The organism is Streptomyces sp. NPDC093085 (assembly GCF_040683935.1).
Lineage (GTDB): Bacteria > Actinomycetota > Actinomycetes > Streptomycetales > Streptomycetaceae > Streptomyces.
In genome coordinates, this window is record NZ_JBFBFB010000003.1 from 341688 (window position 1) to 363263 (window position 21576).

16 protein-coding genes are annotated in these 21576 nt (G+C 73.7%); 14 read left to right on the forward strand and 2 right to left on the reverse strand.

Going from position 1 to position 21576, the window contains the following annotated elements; genetic code table 11:
• The first annotated feature begins 49 nt into the window (after positions 1-49).
• From AB0O07_RS12290 to AB0O07_RS12300, 3 genes are all read left to right on the forward strand, one after another.
• The gene (locus AB0O07_RS12290) at positions 50-775 is read left to right on the forward strand and encodes a class I SAM-dependent methyltransferase (protein ID WP_365631029.1); all 726 of its coding nucleotides are present in this window, start codon (positions 50-52) and stop codon (positions 773-775) included.
• A gap of 10 nt (positions 776-785) precedes the next feature.
• On the forward strand, positions 786-2561 hold the full coding sequence (locus AB0O07_RS12295; protein ID WP_365631031.1) for an ABC transporter ATP-binding protein: 1776 nt from the start codon (positions 786-788) through the stop codon (positions 2559-2561).
• Positions 2562-2843: 282 nt separating this feature from the next.
• Entirely contained in the window at positions 2844-3899 is a 1056-nt protein-coding gene (locus tag AB0O07_RS12300; RefSeq protein WP_365631032.1) for a trypsin-like peptidase domain-containing protein, read from the forward strand.
• Between the two features lie 155 nt (positions 3900-4054).
• On the opposite strand, the gene AB0O07_RS12305 is transcribed toward AB0O07_RS12300, so the two are convergent.
• Positions 4055-4264 (reverse strand): hypothetical protein, encoded by a 210-nt coding sequence (locus tag AB0O07_RS12305; protein WP_365631033.1) that lies wholly within the window; start codon positions 4262-4264, stop codon positions 4055-4057.
• A gap of 94 nt (positions 4265-4358) precedes the next feature.
• Here AB0O07_RS12305 and AB0O07_RS12310 point away from each other — a divergent pair, with 94 nt between their 5' ends.
• The 4 genes from AB0O07_RS12310 to AB0O07_RS12325 all read left to right on the forward strand — a co-directional run bounded on the left by AB0O07_RS12310 (position 4359) and on the right by AB0O07_RS12325 (position 9435).
• Complete coding sequence (locus AB0O07_RS12310) at positions 4359-5576, forward strand: bifunctional adenosylcobinamide kinase/adenosylcobinamide-phosphate guanylyltransferase (RefSeq protein ID WP_365631035.1); 1218 nt, start codon at positions 4359-4361, stop codon at positions 5574-5576.
• A gap of 71 nt (positions 5577-5647) precedes the next feature.
• Positions 5648-6811, forward strand: coding sequence for a nicotinate-nucleotide--dimethylbenzimidazole phosphoribosyltransferase (cobT, locus tag AB0O07_RS12315; protein WP_365631556.1), 1164 nt, complete (start codon positions 5648-5650; stop codon positions 6809-6811).
• A 93-nt stretch (positions 6812-6904) separates the two neighbouring features.
• Positions 6905-8734 (forward strand): phosphatidylglycerol lysyltransferase domain-containing protein, encoded by a 1830-nt coding sequence (locus AB0O07_RS12320; protein ID WP_365631036.1) that lies wholly within the window; start codon positions 6905-6907, stop codon positions 8732-8734.
• The gene (locus AB0O07_RS12325; RefSeq protein ID WP_365631038.1) at positions 8731-9435 is read left to right on the forward strand and encodes a hypothetical protein; all 705 of its coding nucleotides are present in this window, start codon (positions 8731-8733) and stop codon (positions 9433-9435) included. The genes AB0O07_RS12320 and AB0O07_RS12325 overlap by 4 nt, the downstream gene beginning before the upstream one ends.
• Before the next feature lie 53 nt (positions 9436-9488).
• Here AB0O07_RS12325 and AB0O07_RS12330 read toward each other — a convergent pair whose 3' ends face one another.
• Positions 9489-10259 carry a hypothetical protein gene (locus AB0O07_RS12330; protein WP_365631040.1) on the reverse strand — a complete coding sequence of 257 codons (771 nt, stop codon included), beginning with the start codon at positions 10257-10259 and terminating at the stop codon, positions 9489-9491.
• A 315-nt stretch (positions 10260-10574) separates the two neighbouring features.
• Between AB0O07_RS12330 and AB0O07_RS12335 the strand changes: the two genes are divergently transcribed.
• From AB0O07_RS12335 to AB0O07_RS12365, 7 genes are all read left to right on the forward strand, one after another.
• The gene (locus tag AB0O07_RS12335; RefSeq protein WP_365631042.1) at positions 10575-11381 is read left to right on the forward strand and encodes an adenosylcobinamide-GDP ribazoletransferase; all 807 of its coding nucleotides are present in this window, start codon (positions 10575-10577) and stop codon (positions 11379-11381) included.
• A 258-nt stretch (positions 11382-11639) separates the two neighbouring features.
• Positions 11640-13169 (forward strand): leucyl aminopeptidase, encoded by a 1530-nt coding sequence (locus tag AB0O07_RS12340; RefSeq protein ID WP_365631044.1) that lies wholly within the window; start codon positions 11640-11642, stop codon positions 13167-13169.
• Positions 13170-13365: 196 nt separating this feature from the next.
• The gene (lpdA, locus tag AB0O07_RS12345; protein WP_365631046.1) at positions 13366-14754 is read left to right on the forward strand and encodes a dihydrolipoyl dehydrogenase; all 1389 of its coding nucleotides are present in this window, start codon (positions 13366-13368) and stop codon (positions 14752-14754) included.
• Positions 14755-14808: 54 nt separating this feature from the next.
• Complete coding sequence (gene sucB, locus AB0O07_RS12350; protein WP_365631048.1) at positions 14809-16590, forward strand: 2-oxoglutarate dehydrogenase, E2 component, dihydrolipoamide succinyltransferase; 1782 nt, start codon at positions 14809-14811, stop codon at positions 16588-16590.
• 156 nt (positions 16591-16746) lie between these two features.
• The gene (locus AB0O07_RS12355) at positions 16747-17370 is read left to right on the forward strand and encodes a GntR family transcriptional regulator (RefSeq protein ID WP_365631050.1); all 624 of its coding nucleotides are present in this window, start codon (positions 16747-16749) and stop codon (positions 17368-17370) included.
• Positions 17371-17588: 218 nt separating this feature from the next.
• On the forward strand, positions 17589-20270 hold the full coding sequence (aceE, locus tag AB0O07_RS12360; RefSeq protein ID WP_365631052.1) for a pyruvate dehydrogenase (acetyl-transferring), homodimeric type: 2682 nt from the start codon (positions 17589-17591) through the stop codon (positions 20268-20270).
• Between the two features lie 205 nt (positions 20271-20475).
• On the forward strand, positions 20476-21546 hold the full coding sequence (locus AB0O07_RS12365) for a WYL domain-containing protein (RefSeq protein ID WP_365631054.1): 1071 nt from the start codon (positions 20476-20478) through the stop codon (positions 21544-21546).
• Positions 21547-21576: the final 30 nt, after the last annotated feature.

A 21576-nucleotide genomic window follows, 5' to 3' on the forward strand; every position in this document is an offset into this window, starting at 1 on the left:
CGCGGGGGGTTCGGCGGGGTGGCTGGCCGGGCTCGGCGGGGTACGGAACGTGGTCCGCCAGGAGCTGGTCGCGCGCCAGCTCGACGAGCAGATATCCGGGCGCTTCCCGGTCGGCCGGCGGCTCCGGGTCCTGGACGTCGGCATGGGCCAGGGCACCCAGGCGCTCCGGCTGGCCCGCGCCGGGCATACGGTGACCGGCCTGGAGTCCGACCCCGGCATGCTCGCGACGGCGCACGAGGCGCTGGCCACGGAGCCCCCGGGGATACGCGAACGGGTCCGGCTGATCGAGGGCGACGGCCTGGAGACCGGGGTGCACTTCCTGCCCGGCAGCTTCGATGTCGTCCTCTGCCATGGCGTCCTCATGTATGTGAACGAGCCGGACGCGCTGCTCGCGGGGCTGGCCAGGATGCTCGCCCCGGGCGGCCTGCTCTCGCTGCTGGTACGGAACGGGGACGGGCTCGCCCTGCGTCCCGGGCTCGCCGGGGACTGGGCCGGGGCCCTCGACGCCTTCGACGCGGGCACGTACACCAACCGGCTGGGCCTGCGCGTACGGGCGGACCGGCTGGCGGCCCTGACGGCCACGCTCGCCGGGATCGCCGCGCCACTGCACACTTGGTACGGCGTACGGGTCCTCACCGACCAGGCCCCCGACGACGCGGTGCCGCCCACCGGCGAGGCGCTGGAGCGGCTGCTCGCCGCGGAGGACCGGGCCGGCCGTACGGACCCGTACCGCGGTGTGGCGGCGCTCCTGCACCTCTGCGGCGTACGCGGCTGAGGCGCGCCCCGTGACGACGGCCCCCGAGACGCCCGCGCTCTCCGCCCGGGAGACCTGGCGCGCCCTCTACCGGCACTTCCGGCCGCACCGGGCCACCGTCGCCCTCGGTGCGCTGCTCGCGCTGATCGGCGCGGCCACCGGGCTCGCCCAGCCGCTCGCCGCCCGGGAGCTGGTGGACCGGCTCGGCGGTGACGCCCCGATCACCGGGATCCTGCTGCTCCTGACGGGTCTGGTGGTCTTCGGCACGGCGATCGAGGCGGTCGGCTCCTTCCTGCTGGAGCGCACCGCCGAGTCCGTCGTCCTGGCCGCCCGCCGCACCCTGATCGGGCGGCTGCTGCGGCTGCGCCTGCCCGAGGTGGAGCGGACCCAGCCGGGCGATCTGATGTCCCGGATCACCTCCGACACCACTCTGCTGCGCGCGGTGACCACGCAGTCCATCGTGTCGGCGGCCACCGGCGGGCTCGCCTTCGTCGCGACGATCGCGCTGATGGGGTGGCTGGACCCGGTGCTGCTCGGCGTCACCCTCGGCGTGATCGTGGTGATCGGCTCCGCCGTGGCCCTGGTGATGCCGCATATCTCCCGGGCGGCGAAGCGCTCGCAGGAGGCGGTCGGCCATATCTCGACGGTGCTGGAGCGGGCCTTCGGCGCGTTCCGTACGGTCAAGGCGTCCGGCGCGGAGGAGCGTGAGACCGAGGTGGTGAACGCCGCCGCGCGGGAGGCCTGGCGCCACGGGGTGCGCGCCGCCAAGTGGCAGTCGGTGGCGGGCTCCTCGGTCGGGCTCGCGGTGCAGGTGTCGTTCCTGGCGGTGCTGGGCATCGGCGGGGCGCGGGTGGCCTCGGGGGCCATCACCGTGTCGACGCTGGTGGCGTTCCTGCTCTTTCTCTTCTATCTGATCGACCCGGTCTCCAAGATGCTGGGCGCGGTGACGCAGTACCAGGTCGGCTCGGCGGCGGTGGCCCGGATCGTGGAGGCGGAGCGCCTGGAGACGGAGGAGCCGGCCGCCGCTCCCCGGATCCCGTCCCCCGGCCCCGCGTCGCCCCCCGGCCCCGCCTCGGTGGTCTTCGAGGACGTCACCTTCCGCTACCGGGAGGGGCTGCCCTACGTCCACCAGGGGGTCTCCTTCGAGGTGCCGGGCCCCGGGATGACCGCGTTCGTCGGCCCGTCGGGCGCGGGCAAGACGACCGTCTTCGGGCTGGTGGAACGGTTCTACGAGGCGACCGGCGGCCGGGTCCTGGTGGACGGCAGGGACGTACGCGACTGGCCGCTGGCCGGACTCCGCGCCGCCATCGGCTATGTGGAGCAGGACGCGCCGGTGCTGGCCGGGACGCTCCGCGAGAACCTGGTCTTCGCCGCGCCCGACGCCTCCGACGAGCGGATCCGGGAGGTGCTCGTACGGGCCAGGCTGGACGCGCTGGTCGACCGGCTGCCCGAGGGGCTCGACACGCTGGTGGGCCACCGGGGTTCGAAACTCTCCGGCGGCGAACGGCAGCGGGTGGCGGTCGCCCGCGCCCTGCTCCGCCGCCCCCGGCTGCTGCTCCTGGACGAGGCGACGTCGCAGCTCGACGCGGTGAACGAGCTGGCGCTGCGCGATGTGGTGGCGGAGGTGGCCCGGGAGGTGACGGTGCTGGTGGTGGCGCACCGTCTCTCGACGGTGACCCTGGCGGACCGGATCGTGGTGATGGACGCGGGCCGGGTGCGCGCGGTGGGCACGCACGAGGAGCTGGTCGCGGGCGATCCCCTCTACGGCGAGCTGGCGGCCACGCAGTTCCTGGCGACGGGCCGCTGAGCCGGGCGTCCCGTACGGCCCGTCCCGTACGGCACGTCCCGTAACGGCCTGTCCACGCCCCCGTAGTGCCTTCCCCGTATGGCATCCCCGCCCCGTACGGCCGTCGCGCCCCGAGCCGAATCACGGCCCGGACGGGATAATCCCGGCATGGCCGCATCTCTCCGTGCTTCCCACGCTCTGCCCCCTTCACCCCCTTCATCCCCTTCGCCCCACTTTTCCCACGCGCCCCGCTCGCCCCGTGGCGCCCGCCGCCGCGCGCGCCGGACGGGACCCGTCGGTGCCGTGGCGCTCTGCGTCGCCGCCGTGGCCGCCCTGGCCGGTGGCTGCTCGGCGGGCGAAGCCGCCGGGCCCGACACCGCCCGGCCGCCCGGGGCCGTACGGCCGGCGCAGCCCGCGCCGACCGCACCGCGCTCCGGGAAGGATCTCCAGAGCGACTACGAGACGGTGATCAAGAACGTCCTGCCCTCCGTCGTCCAGATCGAGTCGGGGAACAGCCTGGGCTCGGGCATCGTCTACGACGGGCAGGGCCATATCGTCACCAACGCCCATGTGGTCGGCGCCCAGCGCTCCTTCGCCGTCACCGTCGCCAACAGCGAGCAGCCGCTCCGCGCCCGGCTGGTCTCCAGCTTCCCCGAGCAGGATCTCGCGGTGATCAAGCTGGACGAGCTCCCGAAGGGGCTGCGGGGCGCGACGTTCGGCGACACGGCGAAGGTGGCGGTCGGTCAGATCGTGCTCGCGATGGGTTCGCCGCTGGGCCTGTCGAGCAGCGTCACCGAGGGCATCGTCTCGGCGGTCGGACGGACCGTCAGCGAGGGCGCGGCGGGCGGCGGTACGGGGGCCACGATCGCCAACATGGTGCAGACCTCGGCGGCGATCAACCCGGGCAACAGCGGGGGCGCGCTGGTCAATCTGGACGGCGAGGTGATCGGCATCCCGACCCTGGCGGCGACCGATCCGGAGCTGGGCAACGGGGCCGCGCCGGGGATCGGGTTCGCGATCCCGGTGTCGATGGTGAAGACGGTCGCGGACCAGATCATCAAGAACGGCCGGGTCTCCGACTCGGGCCGGGCGGCGCTGGACATCACCGGCCGTACGGTCGTCGGCCCCGACTTCCAGCCGGCCGGCGTCGCGGTCGTCACCACGCGCCGGGGCGGCGCGGCGGCGGAGGCGGGGATCCGGCCGGGGGACATCGTCGTGGGCGTCGGCTCGAAGCGGGTGACGACGATCACCTCCCTCGCGGAGGTGCTGGCGTCGGAGAAGCCGGGCCAGAAGGTGAAGGTGACCTTCACGCGGGGCGGCGAGACGCGGACGGCGGAGGTCACCCTGGGCGACATGTAGGAGTACGGCGGACAGGGGTACGGCGGAGGTCGCCCAGGGCCGGCGGGCGGCGCGGCGCGGCGCGTACCGTACGTACGGTCCATGACGCGCCGCCCGCCCTGGGCACCTGCCCCGTGCCAGGCCGGCCCCTATGGGCCCGTGGCCCCGTGGGCCGGTCAGTCCGCCTCGGCCTGGAGGCTCATGGGACCGTAGACCTTGGTGCCGTCCTCGAAGAGCGTCACCTGCTCCGCACCCCCGTCCAGCAGCTCTCTCCAGACCTCGCCGACCCAGGACTCGGCGTCGCCCTGCGTCGTGAACTCCTCCGGCTCCACCGCCGGCGGGACCTCCGTCCCGTCGGCCTTCTCGAACCGCCACATCCACGCCATGTGCGCCTCCCGGCTCCCGCGGAACTGATCGAATTACCTGCCCGCAGCGTAGCCGGGCGCGCACCGTACGCGGTGACGCGGGAGGATCATCCCTGTGGAACTGACTCTGCTCGGCACCGGCGCCCCCACCGGTCTCCCCCGTCCCCACTGCCCCTGTGCCGCGTGTGCGACGGCGCGCGGCCCGTGGGCCCGTGCCGCCACCGCGCTGCTGGTGGACGGCGTCCTGCTGCTGGACCTCACCCCGGGGGCCGCGCTCGCCGCCGCCCGCGCGGGGCACTCCCTGGCCGGGGTGCGGCAGGTGCTGCTCACCCACCCGCACGACGGCCCCGCCGTGGAGCTGCCCGCCGGGCTGCCGTCGGCGGGGCGGGTGGCGGACGGGCGCGTGCTGACGCTGCTCAGCGGGCACCGGGTGCGGGCGGTGCCGATGGACGCGCCGGGCACGGGGTACGAGGTGACGGGCCCCGGCGGCGAGCGGCTGCTCCACCTTCCCCCGGGCGGCGCCCCGGCCGGGGTGGCCCCGGAGAACGGCCGTGCCGCCGGCCCGTCGGCCCCGTACGACATGGTGGCGGCGGATGTCACCGGCCGCCCGGACGCGGTGGCCCGGCTGCGGGCGGCGGGCGCGATCGGGCCGGCGACGGATGTCGTCGCCGTCCACCTCGACCATGACGTGCCGCCGGGGCCCGAGCTGGTGCGGCGGCTGGCGGCGGCGGGCGCGCGGGCGGTGCCGGACGGGACGACGCTGACGGTGGGCGCGTACCACCCCGTACCGGAGGTGCCGCGCCGCACGCTGGTGACGGGCGGGGCGCGCTCGGGCAAGTCGTGGGAGGCGGAGCGGCGGCTGACGGCCTTCCCCGGGGTGGTGTACGTGGCGACGGGCGGGGCCCGCGCGGGCGACCCGGAGTGGGAGGAGCGGGTCCGCGTCCACCGCGAGCGCCGCCCCGGCTCCTGGCGTACGGCGGAGACCTGCGACCTGGTCCCGCTGCTGGCGGCGGAGGGCCCGCCGCTGCTGATCGACTGCCTGTCGCTCTGGCTGACGGACGCGATGGACCGGGTGGACGCGTGGGACGACGCGGCCTGGTCGTCGGGGGGCGAGAAGGCGCTGCGCGAGCGGACGGCGGAGCTGGTCGCCGCGGTGCGCGCGACGCCCCGCACGGTGGTGGCGGTGACCAACGAGGTGGGCGCCGGCGTGGTCCCCGCGACCCCGGCGGGCCGCCGCTTCCGCGACGAACTGGGCCGCCTGAACGCGTCCTTCGCCGACGAGTGCGAACAGGTCCTCCTGGTCGTCGCGGGCCAGGCTCTGACCCTGCGGTGAGCCGGCGGGCCCTTCGGGGTGCTCCCGCCGGGGCCGGCGAGTGAGCCCATAATCAGCACATGCCTTCTTCGCTGAATCTCGATGACTTCTCCGATCTGATCGAACGCCCCGACAGCGGCACCCGCCGCGACGCCGAGGAGCGGCGTGAGCGGCTGGTCGTGGCGCCGGGGGCGCTGGGGCGGCTCGACGAGTTGGGGGAGTGGCTGTCGGCCGCGCAGGGGTCCGTCCCGGTGCGGGCCGTCGACCGGCCGAAGGTGGTGCTGTTCGCCGGGGACCACGGGGTCGCCGCCCTCGATGTGTCGGGCCGGCCCGCGGGGAGCGCGCACGCGCTGGTGCGGGCGGTGCTGGACGGGGTGAGCCCGGTCGCGGTGCTGGCGCGGCGGGCCGGGGTCTCCGTGCGGGTGGTGGACGCCGGTCTCGACTGCGACCCGGCTCTCCTGCCGGAGGAGGTCGTACGCCACCGGGTGCGGCGCGGCAGCGGGCGGATCGACGTGGCGGACGCGCTGACCCTGGAGGAGGCGGAGGCGGCCGTACGCCTGGGGATGGCGATCGCGGACGAGGAGGCGGATTCGGGGACGGATCTGGTGGTCCTCGGGGATCTGAGCGTCGGGGGTACGACGGTCGCGGCGACCCTGATCGCGGCGCTCTGCGGTACGGACGCCTCCGTGGTGACCGGGCGGGGCGGCGCCGGGATCGACGACCTGGCGTGGATGCGCAAGTGCGCGGCGGTACGGGACGCCCTGCGCCGGGCGCGGCCGGTCCTCGGCGACCAGGTGGAGCTGCTGGCGACGGTGGGCGGCGCGGACCTGGCGGCGATGACGGGGTTCCTGTTGCAGAGCGCGGTGCGCCGGATGCCGGTGATCCTGGACGGCGTGGTGTCGGCGGCGTGTGCCCTGGTGGCGCAGCGGGCGGCGTTCCGGGCGCCGGACTGGTGGCTGGCGGGGCAGTTGAGCGGGGAGCCGGCGCAGGCGAAGGCGCTGGACCGGATGGCGCTCAACCCGCTGCTCGACCAGGGCGTCACCGTGGGCGAGGGCTCCGGCGCGCTGCTGGCGCTGCCGCTGGTCCAGGCCGCCGCCGCGCTCGCGGCCGAACTGCCGGAGCGGGAGCCGGAGAAGGACGCGGCCCCCGGCGGAACGCCAGACGAGGAGATGGACACGGAGCGGGACGCCGAGAAGGACGCGCAGAAGAACGCGGAGAAGGACGCGGACCGCGACGCGGTGACCGCCACCGAGTAGCGGGGGCGCCGGATGCGGCGGCCGGGAGCGACGGCGGCTCCCGGCCGCCGCATCGCCCGAAATGGAGAGTGATGCCCCATAAGATCACTTTCCATGGGAGACGTGGACGTGCTTGCCGACCGGTCGCCTCGCGGCGGCACCCCGAGGGCCAACCCGAGGCGGAGCACCGCCCGTTCGCGGCGCGCCGCCGCCTGTGCCGTCTGGTATCTGCGGGTCGTCGCCTTCCTCAACTTCCTCAGCGCCGTGTGGGTCTCCTTCGGCCAGGACCTGCGCCGCCACAACATCGACGACTTCTACACGCCGTATCTGCTGACGGCCGGGTTCGCCTCCGGCGTCTTCACGCTCTTCCTGGCGATCACGATGCGCCGCCGCAAGCGCGCCGCGTGGATCCTCAACATGGTCATCTCGGGGCTCTTCCTGCTGCTGCTCGCGTTCGCGATGTCGTTCCCGGAGATCCGGCGGTACGCGCAGAACTGGGTCTCCCTGGTCCTGACGGCCTCGTTCGTGGGGGCGCTGCTGCTGGGGCGCCGGGAGTTCTATGCGAAGGGCGACCGCGCCAACCCGTGGCTGGCGGCGGTGGTCGCGGTGGGCGGGCTGCTGGTGACCTCGCTGCTCGCGGCGGCGCTGGTGACCGTCACGAACACGGCCCACGGCGGCTCCACGTTCACCGAGCGGTGGCGGTACGGCACGGCGCGGCTGGTGTCGCTGGCGGAGGACACCCGGTTCCCGGGGATCGCCACCCCGGGGTGGGTGAACGTCGTCATCAACGTGCTGTCGACGCTGCTGCTGCTCGCGGTGGCGTACGCGGCGTTCCGCGCCCGGCGGGCGGTGGACCCGCTGACGGTGGAGGACGAGGAGCGGCTGCGGGTGCTGCTCGACCGGTACGGGGAGCGGGACTCGCTGGGGTACTTCGCGCTGCGCCGCGAGAAGAGCGTCATGTGGTCCCCGACGGGGAAGTCGGCGGTGGCGTACCGGGTGGTGGGCGGGGTGTCGCTGGCGTCCGGGGACCCGATCGGGGACCCGGAGGCGTGGCCGGGGGCGATCGTGCCGTGGCTGGAGCAGGCGCGGGAGCACGGGTGGATCCCGGCGGTGATGGGGGCGAGCGAGGAGGCCGGGACGGTCTACGCCCGCCATGGCATGGACGCGCTGGAGCTGGGCGACGAGGCGCTGGTGGAGACGTCCGACTGGGCGCCGCGAGGGAAGGCCGCCCCCGAAGCCGCCCTGCCCAGTGCCCTCCAGGGGCGGGCGATGCGGACCGTGCGGCAGGCGTACAACCGGATCGCGCGGGCCGGTTACGAGGTGCGGATCCGGCGCCATGAGGAGATCCCCGCCGAGGAGATGGCGGAGTTGCTGCGGCGCGCGGACGACTGGCGGGACGGCACCACCGAGCGGGGGTTCTCGATGGCCCTGGGGCGGCTCGGCGACCCGGCCGACGGGCGGTGCGTGATGCTCGAATGCCGGGACGGGGAGGGCGCGTTGCGGGCGCTGCTGAGCTTTGTGCCGTGGGGGCCGCACGGGCTCTCGCTCGATCTGATGCGCCGGGACCGCGAGAGCGAGAACGGCCTGGTCGAGTTCATGGTCATCGAACTCCTCCGGCGCTCCGGCGAGATCGGGATCACACAGGTCTCCCTCAACTTCGCCATGTTCCGTTCCGTCTTCGAACGGGGGGCGAAGCTCGGGGCGGGGCCCGTGCTGAGGCTGTGGCGTTCGCTGCTGAGTTTCTTCTCCCGCTGGTGGCAGATCGAGTCGCTGTACCGCGCCAACGCGAAGTACCGGCCGGTCTGGGAGCCGCGTTTCATGCTCTTCGAGAAGAGCGCCGACCTGCTGCGGATCGGGCTCGCGGCGGGCCGGGCCGAGGGGTTTCTGGAGGCACCGGGGCGGCCGGGGTGGCTGCACCGCAGACGGCTGGAGAGCGGCAGGTGACAGACGGGGGGACCGGGGTGCGGGTGCGGCTGGGGGCGCGGCTGCGCCGGACGGCGCGGCGGGAGTGGGGTCCGCTGCTCTCCACCGTGGGGACCGCGCTCGCCGAACGGGGGGTACGGGCGGTCCCGTTGACCCTGGTGGCGGTGGCGCTGACCGGGCTGCTCCAGGCCGTGCAGAACCAGCCGTGGGGGTACCAGCCGGTGATGGACCTCGGCGCGGTACGGGCCGGGGACCCGCTCTGGGCGGCGCTGCTCCGTACCCCGCTCTCGCTCTTCGTGCCCGCCCTCGACCTGCCGGTGTGGGGCGCGCTGGCGCAGACCCTGGTGGTCTTCGGGATCGCGGAGATCTCTCTGGGCCGGTGGCGGACGCTCTGCGTCGCGTACGCGGCCACGCTCGCCGGGACGCTGTACGCGCGGGTCGCGGTGGCGGTGGGGCCCGGTGTCTTCCTGGGGTCGCCCGCCTCGGACGCGCTGATCGTGGACACGGGTCCTTCGGCGGCGGTGGTGGGGCTCGCGCTCTTCGTCTGCTGGCGGTACCGGGCGCGGTGGACGGCCGGGGTGGTGGTGGCGGCCCTGGTCGTGGAGTGCGTGGTGAAGGACAACCTGGCGGGGCGGGAGCATCTGGTGGCGGTGGCGGCGGTGGGCGCGCTGATCGGCGCCCGGGAGTGGTGGCGGCGCGGCGGGCGCGTACGGCACCGGTGAGGCGCACCGGCCGGAGGCGACCGGCCGAAGGCGGCAACGGGCCGGCGCCGTGCTCACCCCGGCAGGCGCGGACTCCGGCGTTCCGGGGCGTCGTCCGGGGTGCCGCCGATCCAGTCCTGGAGTCTGCGGCGCGGGCCCGACCAGCGGCGGTCGCGGCGGTACGCGCGCAGGGCGGCCCGGGCGCGGGCCCGGGGGCGGCGGGCGTAGAGGCGGCGGGCGTAGAGCGAGCCGGGTTTGGCGAGCCGGAGGGCGCCGATCAGCGCGACGAACGGCACGAGTGTGCCGACGAGGGCCATCCTGAGCTTGCCCTTGAGGAGCGTGACCAGCACGAAGACGAAGTTGACCAGGATGGTGAGGATCGCCGAGCCCCGGCTCTGCTGCTGCCCCGGGGTGAGTTCGGCGACGCCGAGCGGGGAGAAGCCGCTGAGGACGAGCAGGGCGAGCGCGGTGGCGAGGACGACGGCCTCCACGCTCTGCCGGCCCTGCTCGGTCCAGTAGACGTCGTGGAGATGGAGGATCAGCGCGAACTCGTCGAGGACGAGCCCCGCGCCGACCCCGAAGATCACCGCGCAGACGGCGGCGCCGACCCCGTGGCGCCCGCTGCCGACGGCGCCGAAGCCGCCGATCACGGTGAGGATCACGCCGGGGACCGCGTGGTGGATGTGGAGCCCGCCGGGTGTGATGTTCCGGAACGGTCCCTTCCCGGCCCGGATGAGCCGGGTGACGGTCCTGGTGAACAGAAAGGTCAGGACGAAGGAGGCGAGGGCGAGCAGGGTGGGGAGCTTGCCGGGCTCGCTGATGTCGTGCTGGAACCAGTGCCCCATGCCGCCCGCTTCCGTTCGCCTGTCGCGCGCCCTGCCCCTGCGCGCCTTGCGTACCGCCTCGTGTGATCTTTCCACCGCCCGCCGTGACGTCACCGAGGACGCGCGGGCCGCACCGTACGACCGGCTCCGTCCGCTTCCCCCGCTCCCCCGCTCCCTGGCCCCCGCCCCGGCCCTTCCGGCCCCGGGACCCCGCTCCCCGGCCCCGCCCCCGGAACCTCGCTCCCCGCTCCCCCGCTCCCGGCCCTCCCGGCCCCCCGCCCTCGCCCGGGAGCCCCGCGCCCGGCCCCCCGCCCCCGCCCGGCTACCCTTCCCGCGATGACCTCGACCCCCGCCCCGGACGGCCGCGCCTCGCTCGGCGATGGCCTGCGCTTCGCGTTCGGCACCCTCACCGTCCTCCCCGTCCGCGTGGCGCGCTGGGACCGTACGGCCGCCCGGGCCGGGATGGCAGCGGCGCCGCTCGCCGGGCTCGTCGTGGGCGGGGGCGCGGCGGCGGCCGGGGCGCTGCTGGTGCTGGCCGGGGCGTCGGCGCCGCTGGCGGCGGTGGCGGCGGTGGCCGTGCCCGCCGTGCTCACCCGGGGGCTCCACCTCGACGGGCTCGCGGACACGGCGGACGGCCTGGGCAGTGCCAGGCCGGCGGGCGAAGCCCTCGCCATCATGAAGCGCTCCGACATCGGGCCGTTCGGGGTGATCACGCTGCTGCTGACGCTGCTCGCGCAGGTCGCCGCGGTGTCCTCGCTGTACGGCGCGGGGGCGGCCAGGGGCGCCGCCGGGGTCGTGGTGGCCGGGGTCACCGCCCGGCTCGCGCTCACGCTCGCCTGCCGTACGGGCGTGCCGGCGGCCCGGCCCGAGGGTCTGGGCGCGATGGTGGCGGGCACGGTCCCGGCGCCGGTGGCCTGGGGCGTCGCGGTGGTGGTCGTCGGGGCCGGCGCGGCGGCCGGCGGGGTGTCCGGGGCGGCGGGCGCGGTGCACCACGCGCTGGCGGTGGCGGCCGGGGCGGTGGCGGCACGGCTGCTGCTGGCGCACTGTGTACGGCGCTTCGGCGGGGTGACCGGAGATGTGTTCGGGGCGGTCGCCGAGACGGCGGGGACGGCGACGCTGGTCGCGCTGGCGCTCGGCCGGTAATCGACGGTAGGGCGGGCGCGGCACGGCGGAGGGCGGCCCGGCGAGGGGCGCGGCGGGGGCGGCACGGAGTGCCGTGCGGACCGTACGAAGTGCCCCAGAGCGCCCCAGGAACGCCTGAACCGGCCGCCGCTGTGAGGGCGCTCCATCACCGAGCGTAGGCTCGTGCCCGCCGCGCGCGGCCGTACGGTCGGCGCGACGGGCCCGGCCGGCCCACCCACCGGCCACCGAGAACTCAATTGGAAGCGAGATTTCACCACCGTGACTGCTCTCACTCTCTCCACCGCCGGCGCGGCGACCCTGCGCGCCGACGCGATCGTCGTCGGCGTCGCGAAGGGCCCCAAGGGGCCGGTGGCGGCCCCTGGCGCCGAGGCCGTGGACCAGGCGTTCGACGGAAAGCTCGGCGCCGTTCTGGAGACCCTCGGTGCCTCCGGCGGCGAGAGCGAGGTGACGAAGCTGCCCTCCCAGGGTGGCCTGAAGGCGCCGGTCGTCATCGCGGTCGGCCTCGGCCCGGTCCCGGACGAGGAGGAGACGTACGGCGCGGAGACGCTGCGCCGGGCCGCCGGGGCGGCGGCGCGCGCTCTCTCCGGCGTCAAGAAGGCCGCGTTCGCGCTGCCCGTCGAGGCGGTCGAGGACATCGAGGCGATCGCCGAGGGCGCGCTGCTGGGCGCGTACGCCTTCACCGCCTACCAGGGCGGCGACAAGAACGTGAAGAAGGGCGAGGGGCCCAAGCGTCCGCTCGGCGAGGTGGCGCTGCTCGGCGCGAAGCCCCGGGACAAGGCGCACAAGGCCGCCGCCGAGCGCTCGGTCGCGCTCGCCGAGGAGGTCAACCGCGCCCGCGACCTGGTGAACACCCCGCCCAACGACCTGACCCCCGAGGCGTTCGCCGCGCTGGTCGCCGCCGCCGGTGAGGAGCACGGGCTCACCGTCGAGGTGCTGGACGAGAAGGCGCTCGCCGAGGGCGGCTACGGCGGCATCCTCGGCGTCGGCCAGGGCTCGGCCAACCCGCCCCGGCTGGTCCGGATCGGGTACACGCACCCGGACGCCGAGCAGACGCTCGCGCTGGTCGGCAAGGGCATCACGTACGACTCGGGCGGCATCTCGCTCAAGCCGGCCGGGCACAACGAGACGATGAAGTGCGACATGAGCGGCGCCGCCGCGGTCTTCGCGACGGTCGTCACCGGGGCGCGGCTCGGCCTGGAGGTCAATCTGACCGGATGGCTGGCGCTGGCCGAGAACATGCCGTCGGGGTCGGCGGTCCGGCCGGGCGATGTGCTCCGTATGTACAGCGGCAAGACCGTCGAGGTGCTGAACACCGACGCCGAGGGCCGGCTGGTGCTGGCGGACGCGCTCACCCGGGCCTCGGAGGAGTCCCCGGACGCGATCGTGGACGTGGCGACGCTGACCGGCGCGATGATGCTGGCGCTGGGGAACCGGACCTTCGGGATCATGGCGAACGACGACACGTTCCGTACCTGGCTCCACGAGACCGCGGAGGAGGCGGGCGAGGCGTCCTGGCCGATGCCGCTCCCGGCCGATCTCCGCAAGGGCATGGACTCCCCCACCGCCGACATCGCGAACATGGGCGAGCGGATGGGCGGCGGGCTGGTCGCCGGACTCTTCCTGAAGGAGTTCGTCGGCGAGGGCATCACCTGGGCGCACCTGGACATCGCGGGCCCGGCCTTCCACGAGGGCGCCCCGTACGGCTACACCCCCAAGGGCGGCACGGGCTCCTCGGTCCGCACGCTGGTGCGGCTGGCGGAGCGTACGGCGGCGGGCGAGCTGGGCTGAGGTGCGGGGGTCGTGGTGCGGGCGGGGTGGCCGTTCGCACCGTGACCCCCGGCCCCGTCACCCCGCGCACCGTGCAAAGATGGGTAATCGGCAGGACAGGGCCCCCACCACAGGGCCGACGACATAGCGGCCGAAGACCAGCCGCCGCCCGGTCGACGTGAGACCGCGCCCGGCGCACATGCATGGAGGACGTGACGTGGCGAACGACGCCAGCACCGTTTTCGACCTAGTGATCCTCGGCGGCGGTAGCGGCGGTTACGCCGCGGCGCTGCGCGGAGCGCAGCTTGGTCTGGACGTCGCACTGATCGAGAAGAACAAGCTGGGCGGCACCTGCCTGCACAACGGCTGCATCCCCACCAAGGCCCTGCTGCACGCCGGCGAGATCGCCGACCAGGCCCGTGAGGCCGCGCAGTTCGGTGTCAAGACCTCGTTCGAGGGCATCGACATCGCCGGGGTCCACAAGTACAAGGACGATGTGATCGCGGGCCTGTACAAGGGGCTCCAGGGGCTGGTCGCCTCCCGCAAGGTCACCTACATCGAGGGCGAGGGCCGGCTGTCCTCGCCGACCTCCGTCGACGTGAACGGGCAGCGCGTCCAGGGCCGCCATGTCCTGCTGGCGACCGGTTCCGTACCGAAGTCCCTGCCGGGTCTGACCATCGACGGCGACCGGATCATCTCCTCGGACCACGCGCTGACGCTGAACCGCGTCCCGGAGTCCGCGATCATCCTGGGCGGCGGGGTGATCGGCGTCGAGTTCGCCTCCGCGTGGAAGTCCTTCGGTACGGATGTCACGGTCATCGAGGGTCTGAAGCACCTGGTGCCGGTCGAGGACGAGAACAGCTCCAAGCTGCTGGAGCGCGCGTTCCGCAAGCGCGGCATCAAGTTCAACCTCGGCACGTTCTTCGACAAGGCCGAGTACACGGAGACGGGCGTCCGGGTCACGCTCGCCGACGGCAAGACCTTCGAGGCGGAGGTGCTGCTGGTCGCGATCGGCCGGGGCCCGGTCTCGCAGGGGCTCGGTTACGAGGAGCAGGGCGTCGCGATGGACCGCGGCTATGTCCTCGTCGACGAGTACATGCGCACGAACGTCGAGACGATCTCGGCGGTCGGCGACCTCGCCCCGACCCTCCAGCTCGCCCACGTGGGCTTCGCCGAGGGCATCCTGGTCGCGGAGCGGCTGGCCGGTCTGAAGACCGTGCCGATCGACTACGACGGGGTGCCGCGCGTGACGTACTGCCACCCCGAGGTCGCCTCCGTGGGGATCACCGAGGCCAAGGCCAAGGAGATCTACGGCGCGGACAAGGTCGTCGCCCTCAAGTACAACCTGGCGGGCAACGGGAAGAGCAAGATCCTCAAGACCGCCGGTGAGATCAAGCTCGTCCAGGTCAAGGACGGTGCCGTGGTCGGCGTCCACATGGTCGGCGACCGCATGGGCGAGCAGGTCGGCGAGGCTCAGCTCATCTACAACTGGGAGGCTCTGCCGGCCGAGGTCGCGCAGCTCATCCACGCGCACCCGACCCAGAGCGAGGCGCTCGGCGAGGCCCATCTGGCGCTCGCCGGCAAGCCGCTCCACTCCCACGACTGATGCCTTCCGGGCGCGACGACCACTTCCGTAAATTCGTTAGGAGCAACTGAAACCATGTCGGTTTCCGTAACCCTGCCGGCGCTCGGCGAGAGCGTCACCGAGGGCACTGTCACCCGCTGGCTGAAGGCAGAGGGCGAGCGCGTCGAGGCCGACGAGCCGCTGCTGGAGGTGTCGACCGACAAGGTCGACACCGAGATCCCGGCGCCCGCCGCCGGTGTGCTGGCCTCCATCAAGGTCGCCGAGGACGAGACGGTGGAGGTCGGCGCCGAGCTGGCCATCATCGACGACGGCACGGGCGCCCCGGCCGCCGCCCCGGCGCCCGCCGCTGCCGCCGAGCCCGCCCCGGCGGCTCCGGCCGCTCCGGCGCCGGCCGCCGAGGCGGCCCCCGCGCCGGCTCCGGCCGCCGCGCCCGCCGCCGCCCCGGCGGCCGGTGGCGCCTCCGGTACCGATGTCACGCTGCCCGCGCTGGGCGAGTCGGTCACCGAGGGCACCGTCACCCGCTGGCTGAAGGAAGTCGGCGAGGAGGTCGCGGAGGACGAGCCGCTGCTGGAGGTCTCCACCGACAAGGTCGACACGGAGATCCCCGCCCCGGTCGCCGGTGTGCTGCTGGAGATCGTGGTCGGCGAGGACGAGACCGCGCAGGTCGGCGCGAAGCTCGCCGTCATCGGCGCGGCGGGCGCTGCCCCGGCCGCGCCCGCCGCCCCGGCCGCCCCGGCCCCGGTCGCCGCTCCGGCACCGGCCGCCCCGGCTCCGGCCCCGGCCGCGCCCGCCCCCGTACAGGAGGCTCCGGCGCCCGCGCCGGCCGCCCCCGCCGCCCCCGCCCCGGCACCCGTGGCGCCCGCGCCCGTCACCCCGGCGCCCGCCGCTCCGGCCCCGGCCGCTCCGGCGGGCGACGACGGCGCGTACGTCACGCCGCTGGTCCGCAAGCTGGCCTCGGAGAACGCGGTCGACCTGGCGTCCGTCAAGGGCACCGGCGTCGGCGGCCGGATCCGTAAGCAGGACGTGCTCGCCGCCGCCGAGGCCGCCAAGGCTGCCGCCGCCGCTGCTGCCGCCGCTCCGGCCCCGGCCGCCGCCCCCGTGGCGGCGAAGGCGCCGAAGCTTGAGGCGTCCCCGCTGCGCGGCCAGACCGTCAAGATGACCCGCATGCGCAAGGTCATCGGCGACAACATGGTGAAGGCCCTGCACACGCAGGCCCAGCTCACCACGGTCGTCGAGGTCGACATCACCAAGCTGATGCGGCTCCGCGCGCAGGCGAAGAACTCCTTCGCCGCCCGCGAGGGCGTCAAGCTCTCCCCGATGCCGTTCTTCGTCAAGGCGGCGGCCCAGGCGCTCAAGGCCCACCCGGTCATCAACGCCCGGATCAACGAGGACGAGGGCACCATCACGTACTTCGACTCGGAGAACATCGGCATCGCCGTGGACTCCGAGAAGGGTCTGATGACCCCGGTCATCAAGGGCGCGGGCGACCTGAACATCGCCGGTATCGCCAAGAAGACCGCGGAGCTGGCCACGGCCGTACGGGCGAGCAAGATCACCCCGGACGACCTGGCGGGCGCGACCTTCACCATCAGCAACACCGGCTCGCGCGGCGCGCTCTTCGACACGGTCATCGTGCCGCCGAACCAGGTCGCCATCCTGGGCATCGGCGCCACCGTCAAGCGTCCGGTGGTCGTCGACCACCCGGACCTCGGCGAGACGATCGCGGTGCGCGACATGACGTATGTCGCGCTCTCCTACGACCACCGCCTGGTGGACGGCGCCGACGCCGCCCGCTACCTGACGGCGGTCAAGGCGATCCTCGAAGCGGGCGAGTTCGAGGTCGAGCTGGGTCTGTAAACGGCGGCAGCGCGCAGGCGCCCGCGAGAGCACCATCGGCGAAGGCGCCCCTCCTGGGAAGGAAATTCCGGGGAGGGGCGCCTTTGCCGGTCGTGGGGAGCCGTATTGTCTAGACATCTTCCGGCCCGAGGAGCCGTCATCACCGAGGAGCCCGTCATGAGTCCGCCCGTCGTCCACTCGCTGCGCGAACAGATCCGCGAGCACATCGTGGAGGGGATCGTCAGCGGCCGGTGGAAGCCGGGCGAGCGGATCGTGGAGCGGCGGATCGCCACCGAGCTGGCGGTGAGCCAGACGCCCGTACGCGAGGCGCTGCGCGAGCTGGAGTCGCTGCGGCTGATCGAATCGGCGCCGAACAAGGGCGTACGGGTACGGAACCTGACCGCGGCCGATCTGGAGGAGTCCTATCCCGTACGGGCCGGACTGGAGCAGATCGCCGCCGAGCTGGCGGCCGAGCGGCTGGCGGCGGACTGCTCGGCGCTGGAGCCGCATGTGACGGCGCTGTACGCGGCGGACCGCACCGCCGACGGGACCGCGCAGGTCCGTCACACGGTGGCCTTCCACCGGGAGCTGGTGCGCGCGGCCGGTAACGCTGTGCTGTTGCACACCTGGGAAGGGCTCGGCATCGAGGTCTTCACCGCGCTCTCCATCCGGTGGCTCGGCACGGTGCAGAAGTCGTACGCCGAGGAGCACCAGGAGCTGGTGGAAGCTTTCCGCAGACGGGACCCGGCCATCGGTTCACTGGTGAAGGACCATGTGCTCGGATGTGCGCCCCGCGCCTGATTCGAGCCGTTCTGTCATGAATTACCGTCCGTCACTCCGTGCCTTTACACGCGGCACGGGATGCCAATTCGTCGAGATCGAGAAGTTTTGCCGTTCAACCCTTTGATCGATCATCGATCAGCGTCTTACAGTCGACGACGGGCTGCACCCAGCCCAGCGTCCTGTCCTGCCAGACACGACCACTTCTCCACCCCCCTCCTGTCCGGAAGGCGGCGATGATGCCCGACCTCGTAGGCAAGCTTCCGAGCGAGCTGGACCAGCTCCCGGACCGTGACACCGAGGAGACCGCCGAATGGGCGGCCTCCCTCGACGCCGTCACCGAACACGCGGGCCCGCACCGCGCCGCGTATCTGATGCGCCGCACCCTCCAGCACGCCGAGTCCGCCGGGATCCCGGTGCCGCACCTGCTGGAGAGCGACTATGTGAACACCATCCCGACCGCCGCCGAGCCCGCGTTCGACGGTGACCTGGAGATGGAGTCCCGGATCACCGCCTGGAACCGCTGGAACGCGGCGGCCATGGTCACCCGGGGAGCGCGGTTCGGCGTCGGCGGGCACATCGCCACGTTCGCCTCCGCCGCGTGGCTGTACGAGACCGGCTTCAACCACTTCTTCAAGGGCAAGGAGGGCGACGGCTCCGGCGACCAGATCTACGTCCAGGGCCACGCCTCCCCCGGCATCTACGCCCGGGCCTTCCTCGACGGCCGGCTCACCGAGACCGACCTCGACCACTTCCGCCAGGAGGCGGGCGGCCAGGGTCTGCCCTCGTACCCGCACCCCCGCCGGCTCCCCTGGCTGTGGGAGTTCCCCACCGTCTCCATGGGCCTGGGCCCGCTCTCCTCGATCTACCAGGCGCGCTTCAACCGCTATCTCACCAACCGGGGCATCAAGGACACCTCCGCCTCGCACGTCTGGGCCTTCCTCGGCGACGGCGAGATGGACGAGCCCGAGTCGACGGCGGCCCTCGCCCTCGCGGCCCGCGAGAAGCTCGACAACCTGACCTTCGTCATCAACTGCAACCTCCAGCGCCTCGACGGCCCGGTCCGGGCCAACTTCCGGGTCGTCCAGGAACTGGAGGCACAGTTCCGGGGCGCGGGGTGGAACGTCGTCAAGACGCTCTGGGGCTCCGCCTGGGACGAGCTGTTCGCGCTCGACACCACGGGTGCGCTGGTACGCCGGCTGCGCCAGGTGCCGGACGCCCAGTTCCAGACGTACGCGGCACGGGACGTCGCGTACATCCGCGAGCACTTCTTCGGCTCCGAGCCCGCCCTGGCCGAGCTGGCGAAACTCCTGACCGATGCGAAGATCTCGGAGTGTTTCCACACCTCGCGCGGCGGCCACGAGGCCCGCAAGGTGTACGCGGCGTACCGGGCCGCGCTCGCCCACAAGGGCGCGCCGACCGTGGTCCTGGCGCAGACCGTGAAGGGCTACACGCTCGGCTCGGGCTTCGAGTCGCGCAACGCCAACCACCAGATGAAGAAGCTCTCGGGCGAGCAGTTCCGCACCATGCGCGACCTGCTCGACCTGCCCATCCCGGACGCGAAGCTCGACGACAGCCTGGTGCCGTACGGCCACCCCGGCGCCGACTCCCCCGAGGTGCGCTACCTCCAGGAGCGGCGTGCGGCGCTCGGCGGCCCCGCCCCGGCCCGCCGGGTCCACGCGGTCGCGCTGCCGCAGCCGTCGGAGAAGCCGTTCCAGGCCGTCGCCAAGGGCTCGGGCAAGCAGTCCGTGGCGACGACGATGGCCTTCGTCCGGCTGATGAAGGACCTGATGCGGGACAAGGAGACCGGCAAGCGCTGGGTCCCGATCGTCCCCGACGAGGCGCGCACCTTCGGCATGGAGGCGCTCTTCCCGTCGGCCGGCATCTACTCGCCGCTGGGTCAGACATACGACCCGGTCGACCGCGACCAGATCATGTACTACAAGGAAGCCAAGGACGGCCAGATCCTCAACGAGGGGATCACCGAGGCCGGTTCGATGGCGGACTTCATCGCAGCGGCGACGTCGTACGCGACGCACGGCGAGACGATGATCCCCTTCTACATCTTCTACTCGATGTTCGGCTGGCAGCGCACCGGCGACCAGATGTGGCAGCTCGCCGACCAGCTCGGCAAGGGCTTCATCGTCGGCGCGACGGCGGGCCGCACCACCCTCACGGGCGAGGGGCTCCAGCACGCCGACGGCCACTCGCACCTGATCGCGTCCACCAACCCGGCCTCGCTCAACTACGACCCGGCGTTCGCGTACGAGGTCGCGGTGATCGTCAAGGAGGGTCTGCGGCGGATGTACGGCGAGCCCGTACCCGGCGAGGACCAGAACGTCTTCTACTACCTGACGGTCTACAACGAGCCGATGCCGCAGCCCGCGATGCCCGAGGGCGTCGAGGAGGGCATCGTCAAGGGTCTGTACCGCTTCAAGGAGGGCACCCCGGCGGCGGCCGACGCCCCGGCGATCCAGCTCCTGGCCTCCGGTACGGCGATCCACTGGGCCCTGGAGGCGCAGGAACTCCTCGCCGCCGACTGGGGCGTGACGGCCGACGTCTGGTCCGCCACCTCCTGGAGCGAGCTGCGCCGGGACGCGATGGAGGCGGACGCGGCGCTGCTGCGCGGCGAGGAGAAGGTCCCGTACGTGACGCGCGCGCTGGCGGGCGCGCCGGGTCCGGTGCTCGCGGTCAGCGACTGGATGCGGCAGGTGCCGGACCAGATCAGCCAGTGGGTGGAGCAGGAGTACAGCTCGCTGGGGACGGACGGCTTCGGCCTCTCGGACACGCGTGACGCGGCCCGCCGCCACTTCGGGGTGGACGCGCGGTCGATCGTGGTCGCGGCGCTGGCGCACCTCGCCCGGCGCGGTGAGGTCAAGCCGGAGCGGATCGCGGAGGCACGCGAGCGCTACGGTCTCTGACCGGGCTCCCGGGTCCGGGCGAGCGCGGGTCCCGGCGGGCCCGTACGCGCTCGGCCGGGCCCGTACCTGCTCGCCCGGCGGGGTTCGGGATCGTACGGATGTACGACTCCGGGGCCCCGCCGCTCCCTCCCGCCCCTCCGACCCCCTATACCAGGTCGGGGAGCCCCTGTCACTCGGTGTCAGGGGCTCCCTGCATGATGGACATATGCGTGCTGCCCGCCTGATCAAAATGGTTCTCCTCCTCCAGTCCAGACCGTCCATGACGGCGGGTGAACTCGCGCGCGAACTGGAGGTCTCCGAGCGCACGATCACCCGGGACGCCCAGGCGCTCTCCGAGGCCGGTGTCCCGGTGTACGCGAACCGGGGCAGGTCAGGGGGGTACCGGCTGGTCGGCGGCTACCGCACCCGGCTCACCGGCCTGGCGCGCGGCGAGGCGGAGGCGCTCTTCCTCTCCGGGGTGCCGGGCGCGCTGCGCGAGATGGGGCTGGACGACATCTCTTCGGCGGCCCGGCTGAAGGTCTCGGCTGCGCTGCTGCCCTCGCTGCGGGACGCGCCGGAGTCGGCGGCGCAGCGCTTCCACCTGGACGCGCCCGGCTGGTACCAGGAGCCGCAGACGCCCGAGTTGCTGCCGGTGATCGCGGAGGCGGTCTGGGACGACCGGCTGGTCGCGGCGTGCTACCTGCGCAGGGACGCGGAGGTGACGCGGGAGCTGGCGCCGTACGGCCTGGTCCTGAAGGCGGGCGTCTGGTACCTGTGCGCGCGGGCGAGGGAGCTAGGGGGTGCGGGGGACGTCGGCGGTGCGGGGAGCCTCGGGGGCGCGGAGGACGGCGCGGGTACGGAGGGGACGTACCGGGCCGGTACGGACGGGACGTACCGGGTCTACCGGGTCGACCGGTTCCAGGCCGTCAACCTCCTGGAGGAACGTTTCTCCCGCGAACAGTGCTTCGACCTGCCGGCCTTCTGGGAGGAGCGCGCGGCCGAGTTCGCCCGTTCCCTCCTGCACACCGAGATCGAGGTACGGCTCTCCCCCGAGGGCGCCCGCAGGCTCCCGTACGTCGCGGACAGCGCGGCGGCGCGGCAGGCGATCGAGGCGGCGGGCCCGGCCGATCCGGCGGACGAGCAGGGCCGGATCACGGTCCGGCTCCCGGTGGAGTCGGAGGAGGTCGCGTACGCCCAACTGCTGACGCTGGGCCCGGAGGCCGAGGTGCTGGCGCCCGACTCCCTGCGGCGCCGGTTCGCGCGGGCGGCGGCCCGGATGACCGACCTGTACGGCTGACTCCGGGGGCGGGCCCGCTCCGTGTCCCGG

Bases quoted from the DNA above. Each gene is read 5' to 3' on its own strand.
- AB0O07_RS12305 (WP_365631033.1), bottom strand. From the start codon at position 4,264: ATGGCGTGGATGTGGCGGTTCGAGAAGGCCGACGGGACGGAGGTCCCG.
- AB0O07_RS12320 (WP_365631036.1), top strand. From the start codon at position 6,905: ATGGGAGACGTGGACGTGCTTGCCGACCGGTCGCCTCGCGGCGGCACC.
- AB0O07_RS12330 (WP_365631040.1), bottom strand. From the start codon at position 10,259: ATGGGGCACTGGTTCCAGCACGACATCAGCGAGCCCGGCAAGCTCCCC.
- AB0O07_RS12335 (WP_365631042.1), top strand. From the start codon at position 10,575: ATGACCTCGACCCCCGCCCCGGACGGCCGCGCCTCGCTCGGCGATGGC.
- sucB (WP_365631048.1), top strand. From the start codon at position 14,809: ATGTCGGTTTCCGTAACCCTGCCGGCGCTCGGCGAGAGCGTCACCGAG.
- AB0O07_RS12355 (WP_365631050.1), top strand. From the start codon at position 16,747: ATGAGTCCGCCCGTCGTCCACTCGCTGCGCGAACAGATCCGCGAGCAC.
- aceE (WP_365631052.1), top strand. From the start codon at position 17,589: ATGCCCGACCTCGTAGGCAAGCTTCCGAGCGAGCTGGACCAGCTCCCG.
- AB0O07_RS12365 (WP_365631054.1), top strand. From the start codon at position 20,476: ATGCGTGCTGCCCGCCTGATCAAAATGGTTCTCCTCCTCCAGTCCAGA.